The 8,270-nt window shown below is 70.9% G+C and carries 11 protein-coding genes; 9 read left to right on the top strand and 2 right to left on the bottom strand.

Annotated elements, in window-relative coordinates; genetic code table 11:
- The 6 genes from AB0K09_RS02130 to AB0K09_RS02105 form a co-directional block, all read left to right on the top strand.
- A partial coding sequence (locus AB0K09_RS02130; RefSeq protein ID WP_366063292.1) for an ABC transporter ATP-binding protein occupies positions 1-928 on the top strand: 928 nt, incomplete at its 5' end.
- A 104-nt stretch (positions 929-1,032) separates the two neighbouring features.
- Positions 1,033-2,934, top strand: a complete 1,902-nt coding sequence (locus tag AB0K09_RS02125; protein ID WP_366063296.1) for an ABC transporter ATP-binding protein — start codon at positions 1,033-1,035, stop codon at positions 2,932-2,934.
- 293 nt (positions 2,935-3,227) lie between these two features.
- Complete coding sequence (locus AB0K09_RS02120; RefSeq protein ID WP_366063295.1) at positions 3,228-3,308, top strand: Ms5788A family Cys-rich leader peptide; 81 nt, start codon at positions 3,228-3,230, stop codon at positions 3,306-3,308.
- Positions 3,309-3,417: 109 nt separating this feature from the next.
- Entirely contained in the window at positions 3,418-4,254 is an 837-nt protein-coding gene (locus AB0K09_RS02115) for a sulfurtransferase (RefSeq protein WP_366063291.1), read from the top strand.
- Between the two features lie 40 nt (positions 4,255-4,294).
- Complete coding sequence (locus AB0K09_RS02110) at positions 4,295-4,582, top strand: DUF1416 domain-containing protein (protein ID WP_366063290.1); 288 nt, start codon at positions 4,295-4,297, stop codon at positions 4,580-4,582.
- A gap of 89 nt (positions 4,583-4,671) precedes the next feature.
- Complete coding sequence (locus AB0K09_RS02105) at positions 4,672-4,959, top strand: DUF3099 domain-containing protein (RefSeq protein ID WP_366063289.1); 288 nt, start codon at positions 4,672-4,674, stop codon at positions 4,957-4,959.
- 13 nt (positions 4,960-4,972) lie between these two features.
- Here the strand turns inward: AB0K09_RS02105 and AB0K09_RS02100 are convergent, their stop codons facing one another.
- Complete coding sequence (locus tag AB0K09_RS02100; protein WP_366063288.1) at positions 4,973-5,338, bottom strand: DsrE family protein; 366 nt, start codon at positions 5,336-5,338, stop codon at positions 4,973-4,975.
- A 265-nt stretch (positions 5,339-5,603) separates the two neighbouring features.
- On the opposite strand from AB0K09_RS02100, the gene AB0K09_RS02095 reads away from it, so the two are divergent.
- From AB0K09_RS02095 to AB0K09_RS02085, 3 genes are all read left to right on the top strand, one after another.
- Positions 5,604-6,203, top strand: coding sequence for an FABP family protein (locus AB0K09_RS02095; protein WP_366063287.1), 600 nt, complete (start codon positions 5,604-5,606; stop codon positions 6,201-6,203).
- Between the two features lie 79 nt (positions 6,204-6,282).
- Positions 6,283-6,720, top strand: coding sequence for a transcriptional repressor (locus tag AB0K09_RS02090; protein WP_366063286.1), 438 nt, complete (start codon positions 6,283-6,285; stop codon positions 6,718-6,720).
- Between the two features lie 10 nt (positions 6,721-6,730).
- Positions 6,731-7,711, top strand: a complete 981-nt coding sequence (locus AB0K09_RS02085) for a folate-binding protein (RefSeq protein ID WP_366063285.1) — start codon at positions 6,731-6,733, stop codon at positions 7,709-7,711.
- Between the two features lie 53 nt (positions 7,712-7,764).
- Here AB0K09_RS02085 and dtd read toward each other — a convergent pair whose 3' ends face one another.
- On the bottom strand, positions 7,765-8,190 hold the full coding sequence (dtd, locus tag AB0K09_RS02080) for a D-aminoacyl-tRNA deacylase (RefSeq protein WP_366063284.1): 426 nt from the start codon (positions 8,188-8,190) through the stop codon (positions 7,765-7,767).
- Between the last annotated feature and the right edge of the window lie 80 nt (positions 8,191-8,270).

Below are 8,270 nucleotides of genomic sequence, written 5' to 3'. Positions count from 1 at the left end.
GCAGATCGGCGCGATGACCGCGTTCCTCAGCTACCTCATGTACATCTTCATGTCGATCATGATGGCGACGTTCATGGTCATGATGCTGCCGCGCGCCGAGGTCTGCGCCGAGCGCATCCACGAGGTGCTGACCACCGAGACCAGCGTCGCGCCCCCGGTCCGTCCCGTCACCGAGCTGCGCGGCCGCGGCCGGCTGGAGCTCAGCGGTGTGGAGTTCCGTTACCCGGGCGCCGAGGAGCCGGTCCTCAAGGACGTCTCGCTGCTCGCCCGCCCCGGCGAGGTCACGGCCGTCATCGGCTCCACCGGCAGCGGCAAGTCCACGCTGCTGGGGCTCGTGCCCCGGCTCTTCGACGCCACCGCCGGCACGGTCCTGGTCGACGGCGTGGACGTCCGCGAACTCGACCCGGCCGCCATCGCCCGCGCCGTCGGGCTCGTACCGCAGAAGCCGTACCTCTTCTCCGGCACCGTCGCCTCCAACCTCCGCTACGGCAAGCCCGACGCCACCGACGACGAGCTGTGGGCCGCGCTGGAGACCGCGCAGGCCCGCGACTTCGTCGAGGCGCTGGACGGGCGGCTGGAGGCGCCGATCGCCCAGGGCGGCACCAACGTCTCCGGCGGTCAGCGCCAGCGGCTGGCCATCGCCCGGGCCCTGGTGCGCAAGCCGGAGATCTACCTCTTCGACGACTCCTTCTCCGCCCTCGACTACGCCACCGACGCCCGGCTGCGGGCCGCGCTGGCGCGCGAGACCGGGGACGCGACCGTGCTCATCGTCGCCCAGCGCGTGTCGACCATCCGCGACGCCGACCGCATCGTCGTCCTCGACGAGGGCCGCGTCGTCGGCACCGGCACCCACACCGAACTCATGGCGTCGAACGAGACGTACCGGGAGATCGTCCTCTCCCAGCTCACCGAGGAGGAAGCAGCGTGACGTCCCCGTCCCCGAAATCCGCGCAGGGCGCCCCGGCGCCGGGCGGCCCACCGGGCGGCGCCCAGCGCCGGGGTCCGGCACCGGCGGCCGGGATCGCGCGCTTCATGGGCGGCCAGCCCACCGAGAAGTCCATGGACTTCCGCGGCTCCGGCCGCCGGCTGCTCGCCCAGCTCCGCCCCGAACGGGGCCTCATATACGCGGCCCTCGTGTGCGGGCTGCTCTGTGTGGGGCTGACCGTCGCCGGCCCCAAGATCCTCGGCCGCGCCACCGACCGGATCTTCGCCGGCGTCGTCGGCGAGCAGCTGCCCGCCGGCATCACCAAGGCCGACGCCCTCGCCCATCTGCGGCAGCAGGGCAACGGCAGGATCGCCGACGTGCTGTCGGCCGTCGACTTCACGCCCGGCAAGGGCATCGACTTCGACGCCGTCGGCACGATCCTGCTGTGGGTGCTGCTGATCTACGTCGCCGCGTCCGCCTTCGGCTTCGTCCAGGCCCGCATCGCCACCACCGTCGTCCAGCGCTCGGTCTTCCGGCTGCGCGAGCAGGTCGAGGAGAAGCTGGGCCGGCTGCCGCTGAGCTACTTCGACAAGCAGCAGCGCGGCGAGGTCCTCTCCCGGGCCACCAATGACATCGACAACATCGCCCAGACCCTCCAGCAGACCCTGAGCCAGATCATGACCTCGCTGCTGACGATCGTCGGCGTGCTGGCCATGATGTTCTGGATCTCCTGGCTGCTGGCCCTGGTCGCCCTGGTCACCGTCCCCGTGTCGGTCGTCGTCGCCACGAAGATCGGCAAGCGGGCGCAGCCGCAGTTCGTCGCCCAGTGGAAGTCCACCGGCAAGCTGAACGCCCACATCGAGGAGATGTACACCGGCCACTCGCTGGTGAAGGTCTTCGGCCGCCAGGAGGAGTCCGCCGAGACGTTTCGCCGGGAGAACGAGGAGCTCTACGCCGCCGGTTTCAAGGCGCAGTTCATCTCCGGCATCATCCAGCCCGCGATGATGTTCATCGGCAACCTCAACTACGTGCTCGTCGCCGTGGTCGGCGGTCTGCGGGTGGCGAGCGGCGCGCTGTCCATCGGCGACGTGCAGGCCTTCGTGCAGTACTCCCGCCAGTTCAGCCAGCCGCTGACCCAGGTGGCCTCGATGGCCAACCTCGTGCAGTCCGGCGTCGCCTCCGCCGAGCGCGTCTTCGAACTCCTCGACGCCGAGGAGCAGTCCCCGGACGCCGAGGACGCCCCGAAGCCGGACGGCGCGGTGCGCGGCGAGGTCTCGTTCGAGAAGGTCTCCTTCCGCTACGAGCCGGACAAGCCGCTCATCGAGGACCTCACGCTCCGGGTGCGCCCGGGCCAGACCGTCGCCATCGTCGGCCCGACCGGCGCCGGCAAGACGACGCTGGTCAACCTCCTGATGCGGTTCTACGAGGTGAACGGCGGCCGCATCACCCTGGACGGCGTCGACACCGCCGCCATGTCCCGCGAGGAGCTGCGCTCCCACGTCGGCATGGTCCTCCAGGACACCTGGCTGTTCGGCGGCACCATCGCGGAGAACATCGCCTACGGCGCGCCCGACGGCGTCTCCATGGACAAGATCGTCGAGGCGGCGAGGGCCACCCACGTCGACCGCTTCGTCCGCACCCTGCCCGACGGCTACGAAACGGTGATAGACGACGAGGGCTCCAACGTCAGCGTCGGCGAGAAGCAGCTGATCACCATCGCCCGCGCGTTCCTCGCCGAGCCGGAGATCCTCGTCCTCGACGAGGCGACGAGCTCGGTCGACACCCGCACCGAGGTCCTCATCCAGCAGGCCATGGGCCGGCTGCGCACGGGCCGCACCAGCTTCGTCATCGCCCACCGCCTCTCCACGATCCGCGACGCGGACGTCATCCTCGTGATGGAGTCCGGCCGCATCGTCGAACAGGGCAGCCACGACGAGCTGCTCGCCGCGGGCGGGGCGTACGCGCGGCTGTACGAGGCGCAGTTCGCCCAGCCGGTGGCCGAGGCATAGGGCTGCGCCCCGCTCTCCCGGGCCCCCGCCGTACCGCACGGCGGGGGCCCGGTGTCTTTCCGCCCCGGCGAACCGCCCTTAGAGTCGGGATCAGCCGGTTTCCCCGGTCCGCAGCAGGGCGTCCAAAGGGCGGACACCCCGGTCCGCGAAGCGGAACCGATCGTGCGGACGCACCACGCTCCACCCTCCGCGAGCACCGCCGGCACCCCGCCATTCCCGGATGGCGGAATATTTTGTCTCGAAATACGAAACACCGGTGACACGCCCCCCGCCGCCTCCCTACGATCGGTGGCATGCAACGACAGGCGGATCTCACGAAGCGGCGGGCAGTCGACCTGTGCCGCGTCGCCGCCATGCTGTGTCGTCCCATCTGACGGGGCACGCTCCCCCCGTCCCACCTCCCGCCCCACATCGCGCACGTCACGTACGTGAAGAAGTGCGCACGTGCGCCGCGCATCCCGCACCAGCCCGGAGGAGAACAGCATGAGCCGCAGTGACGTCCTGGTGGACGCCGACTGGGTCCAGGCCCGCATCGACGACCCGAAGGTCGTCCTCGTCGAGGTCGACGAGGACACCTCGGCCTACGACAAGAACCACATCAAGAACGCCGTCCGGATCGACTGGAAGTCGGACCTCCAGGACCCGGTCCGCCGCGACTTCGTCGACCAGGCCGGCTTCGAGAAGCTGCTGTCCGAGAAGGGCATCGCCAACGACGACACCGTCGTCCTCTACGGCGGCAACAACAACTGGTTCGCCGCCTACGCCTACTGGTACTTCAAGCTCTACGGCCACCAGGACGTCCGCCTCCTCGACGGCGGCCGCAAGAAGTGGGAGCTCGACTCCCGCGACCTCGTCGCCGAGGTACCCGAGCGGGAGCGGACCGACTACCGGGCCCGGCCGCAGGACACCTCCATCCGCGCCTTCCGCGACGACGTGATCGCCGCAATCGGCACGCTCAACCTCGTCGACGTGCGCTCCCCCGACGAGTTCAGCGGCAAGCTGCTCGCCCCGGCGCACCTGCCGCAGGAGCAGTCGCAGCGCCCCGGCCACGTGCCGACCGCGCGCAACATCCCGTGGTCGAAGTCGGCCAACGACGACGGCACGTTCAAGTCGGACGACGAGCTGAAGGCCCTCTACGAGGGCGAGGGTGTGGACCTGTCCAAGGACACCATCGCCTACTGCCGCATCGGCGAGCGCTCCGCGCACACCTGGTTCGTGCTGCACGAGCTGCTCGGCCAGTCCAACGTCCGCAACTACGACGGTTCCTGGACCGAGTACGGCTCGCTGGTCGGCGTGCCGATCGAGCTCGGCGCCAACTGAACTCCTGCCGAACTCCTACTGAAAGGGAACGGGAACGCACATGTGTGGAGCGAAGGCCGGCGGCCCGGACGCCTCGACGATCAAGCCCGGTGAGACCACGATCCAGGGCTCGGTGACCCGCGACGGCGAGCCCGTCGCCGGATACGTGCGGCTGCTGGACAGCACCGGCGAGTTCACCGCCGAGGTGCCCACCTCGGCGACCGGACAGTTCCGCTTCTACGCGGCCGAGGGCACGTGGACGGTACGGGCCCTGGTCCCGGGCGCGACCGCCGACCGTACGGTCGTGGCGCGCGAGGGCGGACTGGCCGAGGTCGCCATCGCCGTCTGACCCTGACGGCACCGAGAACGGCCGGAGGGCCGCACACCCGGGGTTGGACGCCTCGGCGGGGGTGCGGCCCTCCGCGCTACCGTGGAAACGTGTACGCGCGGCGACGCCACCTGTACTTCGCCATGATGGGCACGTGTATCGGCCTGTTCGTCCTGGCGTGGGCCGTCGTGCGGCTCTGGTCGGTACCGGCCGCCGTCGGCATGTGCCTGTTCGCCATGCTGATCCCCCCGGTCGCGGCGATCGTCGCGAACCGCCGGGGCCCGGACGACCGCTGGTGGGACGACCCGTCGGGCGACCCCGAGTCCGACCGCTGGTGGGACGAGCTGGACGGCAAGCGCCGCCCCGGGGCCGGCCGGGAACAGGACGAGCGGGACTAGTGGACGAGCGGGACTAGTAGACGAGCGCCTGCACGCCGTCGGCCATGATCTCGCTGACGAAGACCTGCGAGCCGGCGATGCGGGCGCCCTCGATCAGGTCCTTCTCCTCGATGCCGCGGCGCGCGGCGCACTGCGTGCACAGCGTGATCCGGCCGCCGCCGGCCTTGATGCCCTCGATCAGCTCGGGCAGCGGCGCGGCGTGCGGCAGCTCGAACTCCTCCGCCCGCCCGGGCAGCGCGAACCACGACGACTCACCGGTCAGCCACAGCGACACCTCGACGCCGCTGGCGACGGCGACGGCCGCCACCGTGAACGCCTGCGAGCACCGCTCCGGCGCCTCCGCACCGGCCGTCACCTTGATCACGAGCTTCTTCGCCATGGCAGCAGCCTACGGGCTGATCACGTGACGAACCACGGACGATCCACCTCACAGCGCCCGGCGCGACCCGTGAGACTAGACTCGACCGCGGTCCGTCCACCCTCTCGACCAAGGAGCACGCACGTGCTTGAGGCTTTCTTCACCACCCTGCTGGTACTGGTCGCCGTCGGCGTTCTCGCGTTCGCCGGACTGACCTGGAAGAAGCTGTTCCAGGGCCAGCGCTGACCGCCCCCGTCCGCACCTCTAGCGAAGATCGTCTGAGCACATGATCGAGATTCCTTCCGACCTCCACCCCGACCTCGTGCCCCTGGCCTTCCTCCTCGGCAAGTGGGAGGGCGCCGGCGTCGCCGACTTCCCGGGCGAAGAGAAGTGCAACTTCGGGCAGGAGGTCATCTTCAGCCACGACGGCCGGGACTTCCTGGAGTACGTCTCGCACAGCTGGGTGCTCGACGCCGAGGGCAAGATGGTCCGCCCGCTGGAGACCGAGTCCGGCTACTGGCGCCTGGACAAGGACCGCAAGGTCGAGGTCGTCATGATCCGCGACCAGGGCGTCGCCGAGGTCTGGTACGGCGAGCTGGCCGACCAGAAGCCGCAGATCGACCTGGCCACGGACGCGGTCGCGCGGACCGCCGCCTCCGGCCCGTACGCCGGCGGCAAGCGCCTGTACGGCTACGTCAAGGGCGACCTCATGTGGGTCGGCGAGAAGGCCACCCCCGAGGTGCCGCTGCGCCCGTACATGTCGGCGCACCTGAAGAAGGTCGTCGACCTCAAGGAGTGGGCGGAGAGCCTGCCGGAGGACATGCCGGACGGCGTCTCCTTCTTCCGCCAGGACGGCACGCCCTACAACCCGGAGACCGGGGAGTAATCGCGCGCTCCCCCACGGCCGGGCGGCGGCCCCGCTGTGGGGGGAGTGCGGCAGGGGTGACGCTGCCTAGACTGGGGGCGTGGTGGACACCGACTGGCAGAGCGATCTCCGTAAGCGCGGCTACCGGCTGACCCCGCAGCGACAGCTCGTCCTGGAGGCGGTCGACCGGCTGGAACACGCCACGCCGGACGACATCCTCACCGAGGTCCGCAAGACCGCCGGCGGGGTCAACATCTCGACCGTCTACCGGACGCTGGAGCTGCTGGAGGAGCTGGGCCTGGTCAGCCACGCCCACCTCGGGCACGGCGCCCCGACCTACCACCTCGCCGACCGGCACCACCACATACACCTCGTCTGCCGCGACTGCACGGACGTCATCGAGGCGGACCTGTCGGTCGCCGCCGACTTCACGGCCAAGCTGCGCGAGGACTTCGGCTTCGACACCGACCTGAAGCATTTCGCGATCTTCGGCCGTTGTTCGGGCTGTGCCGGGAAGGCGGATCCCGCCGCGCCGTAGGCTTGACGACATGCCGCTTCCCACGAAGAGCCCTCTGCTGTCGCTGCCCGGCGCCGTTCCCGCCGAGGGCCCGGACGAAGGTGTCGCCGCGCACTACGGCGATCTGTTCCGCGAGCAGCGCCGGCTCGCCGACGGGGCCGGTTTCGTCGACCTCTCGCACCGCGGGGTCGTCACCGTCACCGGCCCGGACCGGCTGAGCTGGCTGCACCTCCTGCTCACCCAGCACGTGAGCGAGCTGCCGCCCGGGCAGGCCACCGAGGCCCTGATCCTCTCCCCGCACGGCCACATCGAGCACGCCCTGTCCCTCGTCGACGACGGCGGGACGACCTGGGCACATGTCGAGCCGGGCACCCAGGACGCGCTCCTCGCGTACCTGGAGAGCATGAAGTTCTTCTACAAGGTCGAGGTCGCCGACCGGACGGCCGACTTCGCCGTCATCCACCTCCCGGCCGGCTCGATCGCGGCCGCCCCCGAGGGCGTCACCGTTCGCGAGACCCCGCACGGCCGCGACCTGTTCCTGCCGCGCGAGCGCCTGTCGGCGTTCGCCGGGGAGTACGGCCCCGCCGCGGGCGTCCTGGCGTACGAGGCGCTGCGCGTGGAGGCCCACCGCCCCCGGCTGGGCCTGGAGACCGACCACCGCACCATCCCGCACGAGCTCGGCCTCATCGGCGTCGCGGTCCATCTCCAGAAGGGCTGCTACCGCGGCCAGGAGACGGTGGCCCGCGTCCACAACCTGGGGAAGCCGCCGCGCCGGCTGGTCTTTCTGCACCTCGACGGCAGCGGCGTCACCCTCCCGGGCCACGGCGCCCCCGTACGGCTGGCCGCGGACGGCCCGGAGGGCCGCCAGATCGGCTTCATCACGACATCGGCCCGCCACCACGAGCTGGGGCCGATCGCGCTGGCGCTGGTGAAGCGGAACGTCGCGGTGGACGCGACGCTCCTCGCCGGAGAGAACACGACGGCGTCGCAGGAGACGGTGGTCGAGCCGTAGCGAAGCGCGGTCGGGGGGCCTCTGGGGGTCTGGGGGCGTAGCCCCCAGTCCTCTCACACCTCCAGGAGCACCGTGAACGGCCCGTCGTTCGTCAGCGACACCTTCATGTCCGCCCCGAACACCCCGGTCTCGACGCGCGCCCCCAGCGCGCGAAGCCGAGCCACGACCTCGTCCACGAGCGGCTCGGCGACGCCGCCGGGCGCAGCCGCGTTCCAGGTCGGCCTGCGCCCCTTCCGCGCGTCACCGTAAAGCGTGAACTGCGAGATCACCAGCAGCGGCGCCCCCACGTCCGAGCAGGACTTCTCGTCCCCCAGCACCCGCAGGGACCACAGCTTGCGGGCCAGCTGCGCCGCCTTCGCCGGCGTGTCGTCGTGCGTCACGCCGACCAGCACGCACAACCCCTCCCCGACGACCTCGCCGACCACCCGTCCGTCGACGGAGACGGACGCCCCGTTCACCCTCTGCACCACAGCACGCATACGGACCATGATGCCCGGCACCCGCCGGGCCCCCCGTGAGGGCCGTTCGGGTGGAGAGCCCCTGCGGGCCGGGGGCACGG

The organism is Streptomyces sp. NPDC049577, assembly GCF_040675635.1.
GTDB lineage: Bacteria > Actinomycetota > Actinomycetes > Streptomycetales > Streptomycetaceae > Streptomyces.
This window is presented reverse-complemented; position numbering and strand designations above follow the sequence as displayed.